Here is a 17,969-nt window from a genome sequence, read left to right on the forward strand (position 1 = left end):
GGTATGACAGCTACGACCAGCTCGTCAGCGGTGCCGGCCACCCCGGCACCGCTGACGGACGCGACTCGCGACGAGGCGAGCCTGCGCCGGTTCCTGCACGGGCTACCCGGCGTCGACCAGGTCGGTGTCGAGCAGCGCGCGGCGGGCCTGGCCACCCGCAGCATCAAGAAGGACGCCAAGCGCTGGGCGATCGACACCGCCATCTCCATGGTCGACCTGACCACGCTCGAGGGCGCCGACACCCGCGGCAAGGTCCGCGCGCTCGCCGCCAAGGCGCTGCGGCCCGACCCGGAGCGGCCGGACACGCCGCGCGTCGGTGCCGTGTGCGTGTACCCGGACATGGTCGCGACGGCCGTCGAAGCGCTGAAAGGCAGCGGCGTGCACGTCGCGAGCGTCGCGACCGGGTTCCCCGCCGGGCGCACGAGCCGCGAGATCAAGCTGGCCGACACGAAGATCGCCGTCGACGCGGGCGCGCACGAGGTCGACATGGTGATCGACCGCGGCGCCTTCCTCGAAGGCCGCTACCTGGACGTCTTCGAGGAGATCCAGGCGGTGAAGGCCGCCTGCGGCGAGGCACACCTCAAGGTCATCCTGGAGACCGGCGAGCTGGCGACGTACGACAACGTGCGCCGCGCCTCCTGGCTCGCGCTGCTGGCGGGCGGCGACTTCATCAAGACCTCCACCGGCAAGGTCTCCCCCGCCGCGACACTGCCCGTCACGCACGTGATGCTGCAGGCGGTGCGCGACTGGTTCACCCATACCGGCGAACTCCGCGGCGTCAAGCCCGCGGGCGGGATCCGGACCACCAAGGACGCGATCAAGTACCTGGTCGCGGTGCACGAGGTCGCCGGCGAGCAGTGGCTGACCCCGGACCTGTTCCGCTTCGGCGCGTCGAGCCTGCTCAACGACCTGCTGCTGCAACGCCGCACCCAGACCGACGGCCACTACAGCGGCCCCGACTACGTGACGGTGGACTGATGCCCGTTTTCGATTACGCGCCCGCGCCGGAATCGCGCGCCATCGCGAATCTCAAGGACCATTACCGGCCGTTCGTCAACGGCGAATTCGTCGACGGCTCGGGTGAGCCGCTGAAGTCGATCAACCCCGCCACCGAAGAGGTCCTCGCGGAGGTCGGTACCGCTTCGGTGTCCGATGTGGACACCGCGGTCAAGGCGGCCCGCAAGGCGTACAACACTGTCTGGTCGAAGATGCCGGGCACCGAGCGGGCGAAGTACCTGTTCCGGATCGCGCGGCTGATCCAGGAACGCTCGCGCGAGCTGGCCGTGCTGGAGACGCTGGACAACGGCAAGCCGATCAAGGAGTCGCGTGACTCCGACGTGCCGACGGCCGCCGCGCACTTCTTCTACCACGCGGGCTGGGCCGACAAGCTCGACTACGCGGGCTACGGACCTTCGCCGCGGCCACTCGGCGTCGCGGGTCAGATCATCCCGTGGAACTTCCCGCTACTCATGCTGGCGTGGAAGATCGCGCCCGCGCTGGCCACCGGCAACACGGTGGTGCTGAAGCCCGCCGAGACCACGCCGCTGACGGCGCTGGTTTTCGCCGAGATCTGCCAGCAGGCCGAGCTTCCGCCGGGCGTGGTCAACATCCTGCCCGGCGCCGGTGACATTGGTTCGTCCATTGTGGAGCATTCCGATGTGGACAAGATCGCGTTCACCGGCTCGACCGACGTCGGGAAGCTGATCCAGCGCCAGGTCGCGGGCACGCCGAAGAAGCTGACACTGGAACTGGGCGGCAAGGCGGCGAACGTCGTGTTCGAGGACGCGCCGCTGGATCAGGCCGTCGAGGGCATCGTCAACGGGATCTTCTTCAACCAGGGCCACGTCTGCTGCGCGGGTTCCCGGCTGCTCGCCCAGGAATCCATTGTGGACGAGCTGCTGGACAAGCTGCGCCACCGTGTTTCGACGCTGCGGCTCGGCGACCCGCTGGACAAGAACACCGACATCGGCGCGATCAACTCCGCCGAGCAGCTGGCGAAGATCAAGGGCCTCGTCGAGTCGGGCGACGCCGAGGGCGCGCAGCGCTGGACGAGCCCGTGCCCGGTGCCGGATCGCGGATTCTTCTTCGCCCCCACGGTGTTCTCCGACGTGCACCAGTCGATGCGGATCGCCCGCGAGGAGATCTTCGGGCCGGTCCTTTCGGTGCTGACGTTCCGCACTCCGGACGAGGCGGTGGCCAAGGCGAACAACACGCCGTACGGGCTGTCGGCCGGGATCTGGACGGAAAAGGGCTCCCGGATCCTGTGGATGGCGAACCAGCTACGCGCGGGCGTCGTCTGGGCCAACACCTTCAACCGCTTCGACCCCGCCGCACCGTTCGGCGGCTATCAGGAATCCGGATTCGGCCGCGAGGGCGGGCGCACCGGGCTGGAGGCGTACCTCGATGTCTGAGACCCGGCTGTCCGTCGCCAAGACGTACAAGCTCTACATCGGCGGGAAGTTCCCGCGCTCGGAATCGGGGCGGGTGTACCCGGTCGCCGATCCGAAGGGGAAGTTCCTCGCGAACGCCGCGCACGCCTCGCGCAAGGACGTGCGGGACGCGGTGGTCGCGGCACGCAAGGCGTTCGGCGGCTGGTCGTCGGCGACGGCGTACAACCGCGGCCAGGTGCTCTACCGCGTCGCCGAGATGCTGGAGGGCCGCCGCGAGCAGTTCATCAGCGAGGTCGGCGCGTCCGAGGGCGTCACCGCGAAGAAGGCACAGTCCCTTGTGGACGCTTCGATCGACCGGTGGGTCTGGTACGCGGGCTGGACGGACAAGATCGCGACCGTGCTGGGCGCGGCGAATCCCGTCGCGGGGCCGTACTTCTCGTTCACCGTCCCGGAACCGACCGGCGTCGTCGGCGTGCTCGCGCCGCAGCAGTCGTCGCTGCTCGGCTTGGTCAGTGTCCTGGCGCCAGTACTGGCGACCGGCTCGACGGCGGTCGTCGTCTCCAGCGCCGAACGTCCGCTGCCCGCGATCACCCTGTCGGAAGTCCTTGCCACGTCGGACCTTCCCGGCGGCGTCGCGAACATCCTCACCGGCCGCGCCGCCGAACTGGGCCCCTGGCTCGCCTCCCACGGCGACGTCAACGCCCTCGACCCCACCGGCGCCGCACCCACCGACCGGGCCGACCTCGCCCGCGAAGCCGCCGGCACGGTGAAACGCGTCCTGACCGTGCCGAATGCCGAACCGGACTGGACCACCGCGCCCGACCTGTCCCGGCTGCGCCGCTATCTGGAAGCGAAGACCGTCTGGCACCCCACCGGCGTCTGACCACAGGTGTGTCTCTGAGGCGGGCTCGCGCCTCAGAGACACACTGCAAAGCTCCGTCGATCACGGAGCGTGACTTACTCGTCACGTGTTACGTTAGCGACCAGGACACAGCGCTGGGAGGGTCGCTGATGGACGAGGAACGGTGGGGCTTCGAAGAGGACGACGAGTGGGAAGAGGACCAGCCACCGTCAACGTCGGATCCGCAGTCCGAGGACACCGAGAGCATCACCGGCAGTGATGGCGATGCGATCATCACTGTGCACATCGCGTCGACCGGACAGCCGATCGCCGTGAAGCTCGAACCAGGCTGGAAGCAGTCGGTCGACCCGAGGGCCCTACACGGCAGCGTGGTGGCCGCCGCCAACACCGCCACAATGCAGGCGCTCGCCTGGCAAGTGGAGAACCCGCAGGGACATGACCTCCACATGTGGTCCTCCAGCGACGCGAGCCAGGCTGAAGAATCACCGCTGACCGCCGCCGACATGGACCGCCTCTCTCAAGCAGCCGACGCCGAAATAAAACAGTTCATGGAGCGGGCCACAGCCAACGTCGACTCACCTGTCTCCCGCGAAAGCGCGGGTGGTCACGTGTCAGGAACTGCGCTGAATGGCCGAATCACCGAGTGCTCGATCGATCCGAACTGGGCGGCGTCTGCACGCAATGCCGAAATCGAGAGCGAAGTCCTTGACGTACTTCAAGCTCTCCACACAGAAGGCGCTCCGAACCAGGTCATCCCGGACAGCCCGGCCATCAACGAGATCATGAGCCTGCTCTTCGACCCGCAACGCCTGATGCGCCGCACCGGCCTCATCCCGCGAAGTTCCCCTACTGAACCCGAAGGAGACGACCGGCAATGAGCGACACCGAAGTGGCCTTGGAAGCCTTACGATCGGACGCGAAGGTGTGGAATCAAGCCGCCGATAGCCTCCTGGGCCCTACCCGGGAGATCGCGGCGATGTCACTGGCCGAAGACGACGTGATGAGCTACGCGGCACGGGCAGGTTTTCATCGGCAGTACAACGACATGCGGCAACTCCTCCAGGATATGTCCCAGCAGGCCGCCGTGAACTTCGATGCTCTCGCCGAGGTGCTCCGCAACGCGGCCGGAATGTACGAGCGCACCGAGGAGGAGCACGGGAATCGCATCAGCGGTGTCCTTGATGGCAACTGACAGGTCACGGACCCAAGGGGAGGAACATGACGTCCGCCGACAGCGGCAACGCCGTCATCGAGGCAGCGATCGCCAAGCTCAAGGAAATCGATAACAAGATCCGGCAGTTCTTCGATCGGGTCAACGACATCCTGTCCTGGGTACCCGACATCCTTTCGCACATGATCGAGCCCATAAAGCAACAGATCGACGCGGTCGACAAGCGTTACCTGGAGTTCCAGAACAAGGTCAACGAATTCTGGCACAACAAGGGCAATACCGACAAGTTGCGTCTTTTCGCAACACAGTGGGCAGAGAAAGTCGGAAATCCCTACGGTGAAGCCGCAGGAAATGTTGCCCTTGAAAAACTCCAGACCAACACGGAATGGCATGGACGTGCGGCGGAGACTTACAAAACAACCGTGCCCGCTCAGGTCAACGGCCTCAATGCCATGAAGGACATCGGCCTTCAGATTCGCAACTCCCTGACGGACCTGGCCAACGGAATCGACAGCTTCTGGGTGACCGTGAACGGGATCCTCATCGGGCTCGCCATAGGAATCGGCGCAACTATCGCCAGCGCGCTCACGGTAGTCGGACTGCCGGCAGCTGTCGCACTCATTCTCACCACCATCGGTGCGGGAGTCGCCGGTATCTTTCAAGCCATCGGCGCAGTACAAACGTTGACGAATCTCATTACCACTCAGCAGATGGCCATCGACGACAAGGTCAGGAACCTGGGTAAGAACTGGGCGATGACGCAGTTCGACAAGATGACACACCCCGGCGACTGGCGGACTGGCTGACCATGCATCCGCCGCCGTATCCACCGCCGCCCGCGAAACGGGAGCACACCCACCTCTGGCTTCCCCCGGCATGGGCCGCTCGTGTCAACAGGCTCCCCTGGCTCGGCGTCCCCGGTGCGCTGTTCGGCCTGCTGGCCGGGATCACCCTGTGGGTGGGCGGACGACGACTGCAACCCTCGCATACGCCAGCCGACATGCTGCCCATCACCATGGCCATCCTGGTCGCCGCGGCAATGGTGCTCTCCGGCTTCACGCTCGCCGTTTCCTCGGCCAGTCTGTCCGGAAACTATCTGAACAAGCGCTCAGCGCTGCTGAGCACCGGAATTCTAGGCGGCGCAATCGGCGGAGCGCTGTTCGGCACACTGATCTTCTATGCGGCGTTCATTCCGGACGTCGAGCGCAAGGGCGACGAATTCCGGCCCGAAATCGGGTACACCACACCCGTCGTCCTGTACCTGTCGATCCCGATCGCGATCGTCGCACTCATGACCGTCAATCTCGTGGTCGGTTGGCGCCTTCTCAGGCCATCCGATGCCAGGCTGGCCAAGGCGGTCGCCGACGAACGCTGGGCAGGCCCGGCTCGTCGGTGGTAGCGGGCGCGGCACCGCGTCACTGGTGCCGGCGCAGCATGTCCAGGTCATCGGCGGTGAGGGCCCGGCCGGGCAGCGGGGTTCCCGGACGTGCCCGCAGGCCGTCGAGCATGATGCCGACGCAGCGCTCCGCCGCCATCCGGGCCACGTCCTCCGACTTCGCGCGGTTCTGGCGCATCAGCACCGCGCACATCATCGCGATGTCACCCGCGGCGACGTCGGCGCGGAGGACGCCCTCGTCCTGGGCACCGCGTACCAGATCGGACAAAAGGTCCATCAACTCGGCGCGGTGCTTCCTGATCTGAGGATCCGTCTTCAGGATGACGAGGGCCCGCGGCGACAGCATCGCCAGCTGAATGCTCAACTGCAGTTCGACCGAATGGTGCAACAACCACTCCAGCGCCTCCCACGCCGTCGACTTCTCCGCGGCGGCGGCACGCGCGTCGATGAGGACGCGTTCGAAGTTCTCCACCGCGACGGCCCTGATCAGCGCGTCCCGGTCCGGGAAGCGCCGGTAGAGCGTGCCGACCCCGACCCCGGCGGCGCGGGCGATCTCCTCCATCGGGGCCTCGGGCCCGGCGTCGGCGAAGATGGCCCGCGCGGCCGCGATGATCTGGTCACGGTTACGGCGCGCGTCGGCCCGCAGGGTGATCTCGGGGTCAACGGTCATGCGCTCGCCTCTCAACTCGCTCCGGCCGCCCGATTCTCGCACGGGTAGCTGGCGACAGACTCGATGCACAAATGGTCACCCTTTCGCGAGTGGACGAAGACCTTCCGCTTGAGTACCTTGGGGAGCATAACCGGAATGTAACCCTCCACATACATTTCGTCCGGATTGGGGCTCCGCACATGACCGAATTGACCAGTTCTGCCGCGCCCGTCACGTCCTTCCCGGCGAAACGGACTTGCCCGTTCAGTCCGCCACCGGAGTACTCCCGCATGCGGGACGAGGGGCGGGTCGCCATGGCCGCCCTGCCGTCCGGGCAGCGCGCCTGGGTGCTGACCCGGCACGAGGACGTCCGCACCATGCTCACCGACCCACGGTTCAGCTCCAATCGCTTCAATCCCGGGTTCCCGCTGATGATCGAGCGATTCCAGCAGACGGACGAGGAGACCAGGAAAAACCCGTTCAGGGTGTCGCTGATCAACATGGACCCGCCCGAGCACGGGCAAGCGCGCCGTGAGGTCGTCGGCGAGTTCACCGTGAAGCGCATGCGGGCCTTGCAGCCGCGGATCCAGCAGATCGTCGACGAGCACATCGACGCGATGCTGGCCGGACCACCGCACCACGGAAAGAGGTCCGCCGACCTCGTCCAAGCACTGTCCCTGCCCGTGCCATCGCTCGTGATCTGCGAACTACTCGGCGTCCCCTACGAAGACCACGAATTCTTCCAGCAGCGCAGCAGCACACTGCTGAACCGCCAGGCCGACGCCCCCGAGCGCCAGCAGGCGTCCGACGAGCTGCGGAAGTTCCTGGACGAGCTGGTCACCGCGAAGGAGGCCGCGCCGGGTGACGACCTGCTCGGCCGCCAGATCGTCAAGCAGCGTGAAACCGGCGAGGTCGACCATCTCGGCCTGGTGGCCACGGCGTTCCTGCTGCTCATCGCCGGGCACGAGACCACGGCGAACATGATCTCGCTCGGCACGCTGACGCTGCTGGAGAACCCGGACCAGCTCGCCATGATCAAGGCCGATCCCGGCAAAACCCCCGACGCCGTCGAGGAACTGCTGCGGTACTTCACGATCGCCGAGTTCGCGACGTCGCGGGTCACCACCGAAGACGTCGAGATCGCCGGTGTGGTGATCCCGAAGGGCGAGGGCGTCATCGGGCTGAGCAATTCGGCCAACCGGGACGAAAGCGCGTTCGAGAATCCGGACACCCTCGACATCGAGCGCGGTGCGCGGCACCACGTCGCCTTCGGTTTCGGCGCGCATCAGTGCCTCGGGCAGAACCTCGCCAGGATGGAACTCCAGATCGTCTTCGACACCCTCTTCCGCAGGATTCCCACGCTGAAACTCGCCACGAGCGTGGACGAACTGCCGTTCAAGAACGACTCGCAAATCTACGGCCTCCACGAACTTCCCGTGACCTGGTGAGGAGCCGATCATGACCGAGACTCTCGACAGCACGACCACTCCGAACTTCCCCATGGCGCGGGAATGTCCGTTCGCACCGCCCGCCGAATACCGCCAGATCCGCGAGGAAGAGCCGATCTCGAAGGTCACCCTGGTGAACGGCAAAGAGGCTTGGGTGCTGACCCGGCACGAGGACGTCCGCGCGGTGCTGACCGACCACCGGCACTTCAGTTCCGACCGGCTGCACCCCGACTTCCCGAGCCAGATCCCGGGCGGCGCGCGGATCACGGACCGGCGGTCGATCATCGCGATGGACGCGCCGGAGCACGGACCGGCCCGGCGTGCCGTGCTCGGCGAGTTCACCGTCCGCCGCATGGAAGCCCTGCGGCCTCGCATCCAGGAAATCGTCGACGAGCGCATCGACGCGATCCTCTCCTCGCCGAAGCCGGTGGACCTGGTGGAAACGCTGTCCCTGCCGGTGCCGTCCCTGGTGATCTGTGAGCTGCTCGGCGTCCCCTATGAGGACCACGAGCACTTCCAGGCGCACACCGCGACGGCCCTCAAACGCGAGTCCACCATCGAGCAACGCCGCGCCGCGTTCACCGCGATCCGGGACTACCTCGACGAACTGGTCACCCGCAAGGAATCCGAGCCGGGCGACGACCTGCTCAGCCGGCAGATCGCCAAATCCCGCGAAGACGACAGCGTCTACGACCACGAGGGAGTGGTCGAACTCGCCCGGCTGCTGCTCGTCGCGGGCCACGAGACGACGGCGAACATGATCTCGCTCGGCACGGTGGCGCTGCTGGAGCACCCGGAGCAGCTCGCCGCGATCAAGGCCGACCCCGGCAAAACCCTCGACGCCGTCGAGGAACTGCTGCGGTACTCCTCGATCGTCGACGGGATCCCGCGGTTGTGCGTCGAGGACACCGAGGTCGGCGGCGTCACCATCCGGGCGGGCGAGGGCGTGCTCGCGCTCGCCTACTCGGCGAACCGCGCGCCGGAGCCGTTCGAGAACCCGGACGCCCTCGACATCGAACGCGGCGGCCGCCACCACGTCGCGTTCGGCTTCGGGCCGCACCAGTGCCTCGGGCAGAACCTCGCCAGGATGGAACTCCAGATCGTCTTCGACACCCTTTTCGCGCGGATTCCGACACTGAAGCTCGCCACGAGCATGGACGAGCTGCCCTTCAAGGACGACGCCTTGATCTACGGCCTGTACCGGCTTCCCGTGACCTGGTGAGGAGCACCGTCATGACCGAAACTCTGCAGCACACGCACGAATTCCCGCTGGAGAGGACCTGTCCGTTCGCGCCGCCGCCGGAATACCGGGAAATCCGCGAGGCGGAGCCGATCTCGAAGATCGGCCTCCCCGGCGGCAAATGGGCCTGGGTGGTCAGCAGGCACGAGGACGTCCGGATGGTGCTGAACGACCGCCGGTTCAGCTCCAACCGGCAGGACCCCGGCTTCCCGCTGCTCGTCGCCGGCGCCCGCGTCCGGGACAAGGACGCCGAGAAGTCGATCGTCTCGATGGACGCGCCGGAGCACGGGCCCGCCCGCCGTGCCGTGCTCGGCGAATTCACCGTCCGCCGCATGGAAGCCCTGCGCCCGCGGATCCAGCAGATCGTCGACGAACACATCGACGCGATGCTGGCCGGGCCCCAGCCAGCCGACCTCGTCAAGGCACTGTCCCTGCCCGTGCCGTCACTGGTGATCTGCGAACTACTCGGCGTCCCGTACGAAGACCACGAGTTCTTCCAGCAGCGCACCGCGACGATGCTCAAGCGGGACACCCCGCAGCCGGAACGCAGGGCGGCGTTCCAGGCCATCGAGCACTACATGGACGACCTGATCGCCCAGAAGGAAACGGACCCGACCGACGACCTGCTCGGCCGCCAGATCGTCAAGCTCAGCGAGGAGGGCACCTACCGGCGTCCGGCGCTGGTCGCGACGGGATTCCTGCTGCTGCTCGCCGGGCACGAGACCACCGCGAACATGATCTCGCTCGGCACGCTCGCGTTCCTGGAACACCCGGAGCAGCTCGCCGCGATCAAGGCCGACCCCGGCAAAACCCTCGACGCCGTCGAGGAACTGCTGCGGTACTTCACGATCGCCGACGTCGTCACGGCGCGCCTGTGCGTCGAGGACGCCGAGGTCGGCGGCGTCACCATCCGGGCGGGCGACGGCGTGCTCGCGCTCGGCTACTCGGCGAACCGGGACCCCGATGCCTTCGCGGACCCGGACTCGTTCGACATCGAGCGCGGGGCACGGCACCATGTCGCGTTCGGGTTCGGGCCGCACCAGTGCCTCGGGCAGAACCTCGCCAGGATGGAACTCCAGATCGTCTTCGACACCCTCTTCCGCAGGATTCCCACGCTGAAGCACACTGGGAAAGTCGATGATCTGCCTTTCAAGGACGACGCGTCGATCTATGGTTTGTACGAACTCCCGGTGACATGGTGAGGTAGGGGGCCGCATGACCGAGACGATCCACGCCGCGGAAAGCCCTGCCGTTCCGCCGGAGTTCCCGATCGCGCGCGGCTGTCCGTTCGCGCCGCCGGACGAGTACCGGCGCATCCGCGAGGAGCAGCCGATCACCAAGGTCCGGCTGCCCGACGGCCGGGAGGCCTGGGCGCTGTCCCGGCTGGCGGACGTGCGCGCGCTGCTCACCGACCACCGGTTCAGCGCCAACCGCCGGGACCCTCGGTTCCCGGCACTGACGGCCGGTGGCGCGATCCGGCTGCCGGTCGACGAGCGCAGCATCCTGACGCTCGACGCACCGGAGCACGGGCCCGCCCGCCGTGCCGTGCTCGGCGAATTCACCGTCCGCCGCATGGAAGCCCTCCGGCCCCGGATCCAGCAGATCGTCGACGAACACATCGACGCCATGCTCGCCGGACCACTGCACCACGGAAAGAGGTCCGCCGACCTCGTCCAAGCACTGTCCCTGCCCGTGCCATCACTGGTGATCTGCGAACTACTCGGCGTCCCCTACGAAGACCACGAGTACTTCCAGCGGCATTCGGCGAAGACGCTCGACCAGGCGATCGGGCCCGAGGAGCGGCAGGCCTCGGTCGACGCCATCATCGCGTACCTGGACGAGCTGATCACCGCGAAGGAGGCGTCACCCGGCGACGACCTCTTCGGCCGCCAGATCGTCAAGCGGCGTGAGGAGGGCACCTACCGGCACAGCGCGATGGTCGCGCTGGCCTTCCTCCTGCTCATCGCGGGCCACGAGACCACCGCGAACATGATTTCCCTCGGCGCGCTCATGCTGATGGAGAACCCGGACCAGCTGGCGGCCATCCGGTCGGATCCGGGAAAGACCCTCGACGCCGTCGAGGAGATGTTGCGGTACTTCACGATCGTCGACACCTTCGTCGCGCGGTTCTGCGTCGAAGACGCCGAGATCGGCGGAGTCACCATTCGTGCCGGCGAGGGTGTCCTCGCCTTGGGGCACATCGCCAACCGGGACCCCGAACACTTCGCGGACCCGGAGACGTTCGACATCGAACGCGGCGCGCGCCACCACGTCGCGTTCGGTTTCGGGTTCCATCAGTGCCTCGGGCAGAACCTGGCTCGACTGGAACTCCAGATCGTCTTCGACACGTTGTTCCATCGTATTCCCGAACTGAAACCGGCCGCCGGCGTGGACGACCTGCCGTTCAAGGACGACGCGTCCATCTACGGTCTGCACCGGCTGCCGGTCACCTGGTAGGAGGCAAGACGAAATGAAGATCATCGCGGACACCGGGAAGTGCGTCGGCGCGGGTCAGTGCGTACTGACCGAGCCCGCCCTGTTCGACCAGAGCGAAGAGGACGGCACGGTCATCGTGCTCGACGACAAGCCGGAGGGCGAACTCGTCGAGAAGGCCCGCGAGGCCGTGCACGTCTGCCCGAGCCAGGCACTGTCGCTCCAGGAGTGAGCTGCTGAAGGGGACTTTCCTCGCATGCCACGCGAGGAAAGTCCCCTTCAGCGCGCCTTACGCGACGAAAGTCCCCTTCAGCTCACTTCACCGCGCCCATGGACAGGCCGCGGACCAGGTGGTTCTGCGCGATCCAGCCGACGATCATCACCGGCAGGGACGCCAGCAGCGCGGCGGCCGAGAGCTGCGCCCAGTACAGGCCCTCGCTGGTGATGAAGCCGACGAGGAACACCGGTACCGTGCCCGCCCGTGCCGCGGTCAGGTTCACCGCGTAGAAGAACTCCGTCCAGGAGAAGATGACGCAGATCAACGCCGTCGCCGCGATACCGGGCGCCACCACCGGCATGATCACGCGGTACAGCAGCGTCGGCAGTTTCGCGCCGTCGATCCGGCCCGCCTCGATCATCTCGTTCGGGACCTCGAGGAAGAACGAGCGCATCATCCAGATCGCCAGGGGCAGGTTCATCGACGTGTAGAGGATGACCAGCGCCCACACGTTGTCCAGCAGCTGGACGTTCTGCGAAATCACGTACAGCGGGATGATCGCGGCCACGATCGGCAGCATCTTCGTGGACAGGAAGAACCCGAGCGCGTTCGACGTCCCCTTCACCGGCGCCAGCGAAAGCGCGTACGCGGCCGGGACGCCGAGCAGCAGCACCAGGAGCGTCGAAATCACCGTGACGAACGCGGAGTTCGCCAGGTAGGGCAGGAAACCGCGGTCGATCACCCCGGCGAACTGATCGAGCGTCGGGCTGAAGATCACCTTCGGCGGATCGGTGGAGGCGTCGGCCTCCTGCTTGAACGCGGTGATGACCATCCAGATCAGCGGGAACACGAACAGGATCGCCAGTACCCAGGTGACGGCGGTCAGCGATCCCGCCCCGAAACGGCGTTTCGTGGTGAGTGTGCTCATTTCACGCCCCCGTCCACGGAGAAGGTGCGGAACATCAGGCGCAGCGCGAAAGTCGCCACGATCATGGTCAGGATGACCACGACCACGCCCATCGCCGAGGACTGCCCGACGTCGAAGCCCTCGAACGCGCGCTGGTAGATGTAGTACGGCAGGTTCGTGCTCGCGGTACCGGGACCACCCTGTGTCATCAGGAAGATCGCGTCGAAGCTGTTCACGATGTAGATCGCGCCGAGCAACGTCGCCAGCTGCAGGAACCGGCTCAGATGCGGCAGCGTGATCGCGGTGAACGTGCGCCAGCGGCCCGCGCCGTCGACCGACGCGGCCTCCAGCACGTCCTTCGGCTGGCTCTGCAGCCCGGCGAGGATCAGCAGCATCATGAACGGCGTCCACTGCCACACGACCTGCACCATCACCGACGCGAGCGGGAACTGCGAGAGCCAGTCGACGTCGGTGCCGAACACGAAGTGCAGCAACCCGAACTTCGGGTGGAACATCGTCGTCTTCCACAGCAGCGCGCCGGCGGCGGGCAGGATGAGGAACGGCGTGATCAGCAGCGTCCGCACCGCGCCACGGCCGAGGAACTTGCGGTCCAGCAGGATCGCGAGTCCCAGCCCGAGCAGCAGCGAAACGAACACGCACACCACCGTGAGCACGACGGTGTTCAGCAGCGCGCCGAGGAACGTCATGTCGGTGAAGACGTCGACGTAGTTGCGCAGGCCCACGAAGTGCCGCGAGCCGGGGCGCACCAGGTTCCACGACTGGAACGAGTAGAACACGGTGAGCAGGAACGGCAGCTGGGTCACCGCGATGACGAAGATCAGTGCGGGCAGCAGCGGGAGCCGCCGCTTGGCCGCCGTGCTCAGCCCCCGGCGTTCGGCCTTGGCCTTCGCGGGTTCGGCGGGTTCGGTGCGAGCGGGGACGGAGATCGTGGACATCACCGAACCTCCTGATAGGACTTACCAACCGTTTCGGCGTACTGCTGCGCCTGCTTCAGCGCCTCGTCCACGGACTCCCGTCCGGCGATCGCCGCCGAGAGCTGCTGGCTGACCCGGGTGCCGAGATCCTGGAACTCGGGGATCCCGACGAACTGGATTCCGGGGTACGGCACCGGATTCGCCATCGCCTTCTGCTGGTTTGCGTCGGCGATACCGTCCAAAGTGGGCTGCGCGTAGGCCTTCGCGGCGTCACGGTAGGCGGGAATGTCGTAAGTGGACTGCCGGACACCCGGCGGGACCCGGTTCCAGCCGTAGGTGGTGCCGACCTTCTGCACGAACGCCTTGTCCGTCATCCACGCCATGAACTTCCAGGCCGCGTCCTTGTCCTTGGCCACCTTGGGAATGGCCAGCGACCATGTGTAGAGCCAGCCACTGGCCTGCGTCTTCTCCACCGGTGCCGGCGCGTAGCCGGACTTGCCGACGACCTTGCTGCTCGCCGGGTCCTCGTTGGTCCCTGCCATGACCGTGGCGTCGTACCACATCGCGGCCTGGCCCTGGGTGTAGTTCGTGCCGCACTCGGAGAAGCCCGCGCTGGCGGCGCCGACCTCGCCGTGCTCGCGGATGAGGTTCACGTAGAACTCCGCGGCGGCCTTGAACTCCGGGCTGGTGAGCTTGGCGTTCCAGCCCTTGTCGAACCACTGCGCGCCGAAGGTGTTCGCGACCGTGGTGAACGGCGCGAGACTCTCGCCCCAGCCGGGCTTTCCGCGCAGGCAGATCCCGGCGACACCGTTCGCCTTGTCGTCCAGCTTCGCGGCGAACTCGGCGATCTGCTGCCAGGTCGGTTTCGCGGGCATCGTCAGCCCGGCCTTCTCGAAGAGGTCCTTGCGGTAGGCCAGGAACGACGATTCGCCGTAGAACGGGACAGCGTACATCTGGTCCTTATAGGACAGTGACTGCCGGATGCTCGGGATGAAGTCGTTCCTGTCGTATCCGGGCGTGGCGGCCATATGCGGTTCGAGGTTCTCCAGCCAGCCGTTCGCGGCCCATTGCGGCGCTTCGTAGTTGCTGATCATGACGACGTCGAACTCGCCGCCCTCGGTCGCCGTCGACGCGGTGATCTTCGCCCGTGCCTGGTTCTCCGGCAGCGAAACGAACTTCAGCTTGACGCCCGGGTTGGCCTTCTCGAACTCCGAGGACAACGCCATCGCGTCCTTCATCTGCGGGTTGGCGACGATCGCGATGACGAGCGTGCGGCCGCCGCCGCCCGCCGCGCCCGCTCCCGCGCATCCGGTGACCAGCAGGGCCACCGCCGCCAGCAGGTATCCGAGCCTACGCACCACTCGCCCCCGGGAGGACCTGGACCTTGAGGCCCGCTCCGCTGCGCATCAGGTCGAGTGCCTCGGGATAGCGCTCCAGCGGCAGAGTGTCGGTGAGCAGCGCGCCGGTGTCGACGGCGCCGTTCGCGACGAGGTCGAGCGCGGTACCGAAGCTGTTCAGCACGGCCATCGAGCCGACGACGGTGATCTCGTCGTTGTAGATACGGAACGGCGAGAGCGCGACACGGGCCTCGGCGGGCGCGACACCGAAGATCAGCAGCCGCCCGCCTCGGCGGAGCGAGTCGAACGCGGCTTCGATGGCCGGAGCGGCACCGGTGCAGTCCGCGGCGGCGTCGAACTTCTCGCTGTTCAGCTCGGCGACGTCACTCGCGACGGCCTCGGCGCCGAGCCGGGTGGCACGCGGCAGGCGGTCGGCGTTGCGGTCGACGACCGTGACCCGCGCCCCCGCGCGTTGCAGCAACTGCTGCATGATCAGCCCCATCGTGCCCGCGCCGACGACGAGGAAGCGTTCGCCGGCCTCGACCCCGATCTTGCGCACGCCGTGCACCGCACAGGAAACCGGCTCGACCAGCGCGCCCTGTTCCCAGGTCATGGTGTCGGGCATGCGGTAGCAGGTGGCGGCGGGGACGGCGACGTATTCGGCGAAGGCCCCGTTCACCGTGTCGCCGGTGGCGTTCCAGTTGGCACACAGGTTGCCGTGCCCGGACCGGCACGGCGTGCAGTAACCGCAGAACAGCGACGGGTCGACCGCGACCCGGTCGCCGATCCGCCATTCGCCCGGCACGTCCGCGCCGAGCTCGACGATCTCGCCGGCGAACTCGTGGCCGGGGACGATCGGATAGGGCGTGGGCGGGAAGTGGCCGTCGGCGATGTGCAGATCCGTCCCGCAGATCCCGCAGGCACCCACCTTGATGACGACCTGCCGTTCCCCGGGCTTCGGATCGGGCACCTCACCGACCCTGATCTCCCCGGGACGGTCCACGATCGCGGCACGCATGCCTCTCCCTTCATCCGCTCGTATGAGCGTCATTGATCTATCGTGCGGCTGGCATGTGTAGGCATTACAGGGTTTTGCCTGGTGGTACGTCAACCTTTCGCCGAGTTTTCACGCTATAATGCTCAGATGAGCGCTCGTTCCGTTGCATCGAGTCTGGCCGACTCGCTCGACCTGGCCAGCGTCGCCTACTGCTTCTACGTGCGTGGGAAGTCGAAGCTGGAGATCGCCGACGAGTTCGGCGTGAGCCGGTTCAAGATCGCCAGGATGCTGGACAAGGCCAGGGAAACCGGGCTCGTCCGGATCGAGTTCCGAATGCCGTCCCCTGTCGACGTCGTCCTGTCGGAGGAGCTGCGTTCCGCATACCGGCTCGACCGGGTTCTCGTGCTCGAACGAGCGCGGGAGAGCGAGCCCCGCGAGATCGTCCGCAAGAAGATCGGGACACTCGCCGCGCGGCTCCTGGAGGACATCGCGACCAAGGACGACATCATCGGATTGTCCTGGGCCCGCTCGGTCAACGCCATGACCGAGGAAATCAGGGCACTGCCACGCTGCCCGATCGTGCAACTGTGCGGAGTGCAGGCCGGGATGGACATGCGGGGCCGCTCGGTGGAGACCGTCAGCCGCGTGACGTCGGTGTCCGGCGGCGACGCGTACCCGATGTTCGGACCGCTGGTGCTGCCCGACCGGCGCACCACCGAGACGCTGCGCCGCCAGCCCGGGATCGCGGAGACGTTCGCGCAGTTCAAGAACCTCACCAAGGCCGTGGTCAGCATCGGCGCGTGGCAACCGAACGAGTCGACGGTGTACGACGCGCTGGACGAGGCCGAACGCTCGGCGATCGCCGAGCGCGGCGCGACCGCGGAGGTCGCCGCGCGGCTGTTCGCGGCCGACGGCACGGCGCTCTCCACCGGGCTCGCCCACCACGTCCTGGCCATCAGCACCGAGGAGCTGCGCGCGATCCCCGAGGTCATCGCGCTCGGGTACAGCGAGCCGAAGGCGGCGGCGGTGGACGCGGTCCTGCGTTCCGGCATCGTCACCACGCTGATCACCGACACCGCGGCGGCCGTCCCGCTGCTCGAACTGGCCAAGGCCTCCCCGCCCTGATCCCGGATTCCGGGGTCGGCTGGGTGATTTCGCCGGATGTGCCGGGCCCGCCGGGTCGCGATCCTGGACACCGTGAGTGTGCCCGCGAAGAAGACCTCTCCACGCTGGCGACAGGCCGTGGTGTGGCTGCACGTGCTGTCGTCGGTCGTCTGGATCGGCGAGGCGCTGGCGCTGATGACGCTGCTCGTGCTCGGCGCGACCACCGACGATCCGCGGGTGCGGGTCAGCGCGACGTCGATGGCGCACGTGCTGGACACGACGCTGCTCGCGCCGATGGCCAACGCCGCCGCGTTCACCGGCATCCTGCTCGCCGCCTCGACCGCGTGGGGATTCTTCCGGCACTGGTGGGTGCTCACGAAGTTCGTGTTGACGCTGGCGCAGCTCTACGCCGGGATCTTCCTGCTTTCCGGTGCGCTACGCGACTCCGTCGAGGCGGCCCGCGCGGGTGCGCCCGTCCCGATCGGCTGGCCGCTGATCGCCGGAACCGCTTTGATGGCCGGCGTTCTCGCCTTCCAGGCCTGGCTCTCGGTCGCCAAACCCGGCAAGCGGACTTCGTGGTCGCCCACTGCCAAACCCCGCACCGCCCCGGCCTGGATCTTCGCCGCCGGAATCGCCGCCCCGCTCGCCGACACCACCGCCGGCCTCCTCCTCGGCTACCCGCTCCCCGCCCTCTCCCTGCTCATGCTCGCCACCGTCCTGCTCACCCGCCCCACCCGCCTCCGCCTCTCCCCCACCTGATCACGCGAGATCTCCGCCCAATCACGCGAGATCTCCGCCCAATCACGCGAGTTCGCCGCTCCCACCCGGGGGTCCCGAATGCCGTCAAGGCCACCTTATGGGCGTCTGACGCCCATAAGGTGGC

19 protein-coding genes are annotated in these 17,969 nt (G+C 67.2%); 14 read left to right on the plus strand and 5 right to left on the minus strand.

The window, feature by feature from the left end:
* The first annotated feature begins 3 nt into the window (after positions 1-3).
* From deoC to ACFW0G_RS33615, 7 genes are all read left to right on the plus strand, one after another.
* The gene (gene deoC / locus ACFW0G_RS33585) at positions 4-978 is read left to right on the plus strand and encodes a deoxyribose-phosphate aldolase (protein ID WP_378329482.1); all 975 of its coding nucleotides are present in this window, start codon (positions 4-6) and stop codon (positions 976-978) included.
* Positions 978-2,411 (plus strand): aldehyde dehydrogenase family protein, encoded by a 1,434-nt coding sequence (locus ACFW0G_RS33590; RefSeq protein WP_378329483.1) that lies wholly within the window; start codon positions 978-980, stop codon positions 2,409-2,411. The genes deoC and ACFW0G_RS33590 overlap by 1 nt, the downstream gene beginning before the upstream one ends.
* Complete coding sequence (locus tag ACFW0G_RS33595; RefSeq protein ID WP_378329484.1) at positions 2,404-3,273, plus strand: aldehyde dehydrogenase family protein; 870 nt, start codon at positions 2,404-2,406, stop codon at positions 3,271-3,273. The genes ACFW0G_RS33590 and ACFW0G_RS33595 overlap by 8 nt, the downstream gene beginning before the upstream one ends.
* A 128-nt stretch (positions 3,274-3,401) precedes the next feature.
* A complete protein-coding gene (locus ACFW0G_RS33600; RefSeq protein ID WP_378329485.1) occupies positions 3,402-4,130 on the plus strand; it encodes a hypothetical protein in 729 nt (242 codons plus the stop codon).
* Complete coding sequence (locus ACFW0G_RS33605) at positions 4,127-4,444, plus strand: hypothetical protein (RefSeq protein ID WP_378329486.1); 318 nt, start codon at positions 4,127-4,129, stop codon at positions 4,442-4,444. The genes ACFW0G_RS33600 and ACFW0G_RS33605 overlap by 4 nt, the downstream gene beginning before the upstream one ends.
* A gap of 26 nt (positions 4,445-4,470) precedes the next feature.
* A complete protein-coding gene (locus ACFW0G_RS33610; RefSeq protein ID WP_378329487.1) occupies positions 4,471-5,229 on the plus strand; it encodes a hypothetical protein in 759 nt (252 codons plus the stop codon).
* A 2-nt stretch (positions 5,230-5,231) separates the two neighbouring features.
* Positions 5,232-5,822 (plus strand): hypothetical protein, encoded by a 591-nt coding sequence (locus ACFW0G_RS33615; protein WP_378329488.1) that lies wholly within the window; start codon positions 5,232-5,234, stop codon positions 5,820-5,822.
* 16 nt (positions 5,823-5,838) lie between these two features.
* On the opposite strand, the gene ACFW0G_RS33620 is transcribed toward ACFW0G_RS33615, so the two are convergent.
* A complete protein-coding gene (locus ACFW0G_RS33620; RefSeq protein WP_378329489.1) occupies positions 5,839-6,489 on the minus strand; it encodes a TetR/AcrR family transcriptional regulator in 651 nt (216 codons plus the stop codon).
* A gap of 179 nt (positions 6,490-6,668) precedes the next feature.
* Between ACFW0G_RS33620 and ACFW0G_RS33625 the strand changes: the two genes are divergently transcribed.
* Genes ACFW0G_RS33625 through ACFW0G_RS33645 form a run of 5 tightly spaced genes read left to right on the plus strand, consistent with a single transcriptional unit; the run spans position 6,669 to position 11,821 of the window.
* Positions 6,669-7,916, plus strand: coding sequence for a cytochrome P450 (locus tag ACFW0G_RS33625; RefSeq protein ID WP_378329490.1), 1,248 nt, complete (start codon positions 6,669-6,671; stop codon positions 7,914-7,916).
* 10 nt (positions 7,917-7,926) lie between these two features.
* Positions 7,927-9,138 carry a cytochrome P450 gene (locus ACFW0G_RS33630; protein WP_378329491.1) on the plus strand — a complete coding sequence of 404 codons (1,212 nt, stop codon included), beginning with the start codon at positions 7,927-7,929 and terminating at the stop codon, positions 9,136-9,138.
* An 11-nt stretch (positions 9,139-9,149) separates the two neighbouring features.
* Positions 9,150-10,358 (plus strand): cytochrome P450, encoded by a 1,209-nt coding sequence (locus ACFW0G_RS33635; protein WP_378329492.1) that lies wholly within the window; start codon positions 9,150-9,152, stop codon positions 10,356-10,358.
* A 13-nt stretch (positions 10,359-10,371) separates the two neighbouring features.
* Complete coding sequence (locus ACFW0G_RS33640) at positions 10,372-11,613, plus strand: cytochrome P450 (RefSeq protein ID WP_378329493.1); 1,242 nt, start codon at positions 10,372-10,374, stop codon at positions 11,611-11,613.
* 13 nt (positions 11,614-11,626) lie between these two features.
* Entirely contained in the window at positions 11,627-11,821 is a 195-nt protein-coding gene (locus tag ACFW0G_RS33645; protein WP_378329494.1) for a ferredoxin, read from the plus strand.
* Between the two features lie 82 nt (positions 11,822-11,903).
* Here the strand turns inward: ACFW0G_RS33645 and ACFW0G_RS33650 are convergent, their stop codons facing one another.
* Genes ACFW0G_RS33650 through ACFW0G_RS33665 form a run of 4 tightly spaced genes read right to left on the minus strand, consistent with a single transcriptional unit; the run spans position 11,904 to position 16,003 of the window.
* The gene (locus ACFW0G_RS33650; protein ID WP_378329495.1) at positions 11,904-12,734 is read right to left on the minus strand and encodes a carbohydrate ABC transporter permease; all 831 of its coding nucleotides are present in this window, start codon (positions 12,732-12,734) and stop codon (positions 11,904-11,906) included.
* Positions 12,731-13,669 (minus strand): carbohydrate ABC transporter permease, encoded by a 939-nt coding sequence (locus ACFW0G_RS33655; RefSeq protein ID WP_378329496.1) that lies wholly within the window; start codon positions 13,667-13,669, stop codon positions 12,731-12,733. The genes ACFW0G_RS33650 and ACFW0G_RS33655 overlap by 4 nt, the downstream gene beginning before the upstream one ends.
* Positions 13,669-15,006, minus strand: coding sequence for an ABC transporter substrate-binding protein (locus tag ACFW0G_RS33660; protein ID WP_378329497.1), 1,338 nt, complete (start codon positions 15,004-15,006; stop codon positions 13,669-13,671). The genes ACFW0G_RS33655 and ACFW0G_RS33660 overlap by 1 nt, the downstream gene beginning before the upstream one ends.
* Positions 14,999-16,003: a zinc-dependent alcohol dehydrogenase family protein gene (locus ACFW0G_RS33665; protein ID WP_378329498.1), complete on the minus strand. Its 1,005-nt coding sequence runs from the start codon at positions 16,001-16,003 to the stop codon at positions 14,999-15,001. Before ACFW0G_RS33665 ends, ACFW0G_RS33660 begins: the two co-directional genes overlap by 8 nt.
* 126 nt (positions 16,004-16,129) lie before the next feature.
* Here ACFW0G_RS33665 and ACFW0G_RS33670 point away from each other — a divergent pair, with 126 nt between their 5' ends.
* Both ACFW0G_RS33670 and ACFW0G_RS33675 read left to right on the plus strand, forming a co-directional pair.
* On the plus strand, positions 16,130-17,107 hold the full coding sequence (locus ACFW0G_RS33670; protein ID WP_378329499.1) for a sugar-binding transcriptional regulator: 978 nt from the start codon (positions 16,130-16,132) through the stop codon (positions 17,105-17,107).
* Positions 17,108-17,179: 72 nt separating this feature from the next.
* Positions 17,180-17,845: a DUF2269 family protein gene (locus ACFW0G_RS33675; protein WP_378329500.1), complete on the plus strand. Its 666-nt coding sequence runs from the start codon at positions 17,180-17,182 to the stop codon at positions 17,843-17,845.
* Positions 17,846-17,969: the final 124 nt, after the last annotated feature.

Origin of the sequence: Amycolatopsis sp. NPDC058986, from assembly GCF_042741125.1 — a bacterium.
Taxonomy (GTDB): domain Bacteria; phylum Actinomycetota; class Actinomycetes; order Mycobacteriales; family Pseudonocardiaceae; genus Amycolatopsis.